Origin of the sequence: Campylobacter sp. W0066.2 (assembly GCF_024723515.1) — a bacterium.
GTDB lineage: Bacteria > Campylobacterota > Campylobacteria > Campylobacterales > Campylobacteraceae > Campylobacter_D.
The window spans coordinates 1-1229 of sequence record NZ_JANQCV010000036.1 but is presented as its reverse complement, the minus strand read 5'-3'; the positions used below and the strand labels follow the sequence as shown (position 1 = coordinate 1229).

1 pseudogene is annotated in these 1229 nt (G+C 32.4%); it reads left to right on the top strand.

Annotated elements, in window-relative coordinates:
- Positions 1-1229 (top strand): annotated as a pseudogene (locus tag CAMP18498_RS07850) (hypothetical protein); the annotation flags it as partial.

Sequence of the window (1229 nt, the reverse complement as noted above, 5' to 3'; positions counted from 1 at the left end):
GGTGGAACTATTGGTAATGGTTGGAGTGGTATTTATATTGAAAATGGTGGAAAAATTGAGAGTATAAATAACACTGAAACTGGAACTATCCAAGGAAATAATTACGGTATTTATGTGTTTGCAGGACAGTATCAATCTGCTACTATAGGTAATATCACAAACGATGGCACTATTAAAGGTAATAATGGTATTAAATTACAAACTGGTAAATGGGGTGGAACAATTACCGCAGGTAATATTACCAACAATGGAACTATTGAAGGTAGCGATAGTATTGTATTGCAAACTGGTGATTGGGGTGGAACAATTACTGTAGGTGATATTACCAACAATGGAATTATTAAAGGTAATAATAACCATGGTATTAAATTAGATACTGATGTTGGGGATGGAAAAATTACCGCAGGTGATATTACCAACAATGGAACTATTTACTCTAACACAAATGATGTTATTTCTATCAATAAAGCAACTGTTAATAATCTTTCAAATTCAGGTCGCATAGAAAGTACAGCTCAGGGAAATGGCGCTACTGGAATTCATTTTTATGCTGTAAATTTTAAAACTATTGAGAATCAAGAAAATGGTATTATAAAATCCAACGGAAAAGGTATTGAACTATCTTTTTTTAATGGAAAAGCGACACAGGGAACACTTGTGAAAAATGCTGGAACAATAGATTCTAGAGATTCTGCTATTTTGCTATATGCAGGTACTAATTTGCAAACAATCGATAATACTGGTTTTATTCAAACAGGTAATAATGGTATTGAGTTGTTTGATGTAGGTTGGGGAACTAATGCATCAATTCATGTTAATACTATTAATAATTCAGGAACCATTATAGCAAGTAAAGATGGTATAGTATTTAGAGATACGAGAACAAATGCAAATTTATCAGCCATGACTATTGATAATATTAATAATACAGGTACTATTCAAGCAGGAAGATATGGAATTATATTAAGTGATACTAAAAATTCTTACCAAATCGGTAAAATCGATATTGATGGTTTAGTTTATGGTGGTGTAGCTGGCTTTTACATAGGAGCTAAACAAAAACTAACAGAGGATATCATTGTAAAAGGAACTCTAGCAGGTGGCCAAGCAGGTATTATTAATAATGGTATCATAGGAGATAGTAAGAATCCAGACAAAGGTGGTATTAAACTTCAAGATGGTGGTTTAATCTTAGCTTCAAATAGTATGCTTAGTGATGATACTATAGG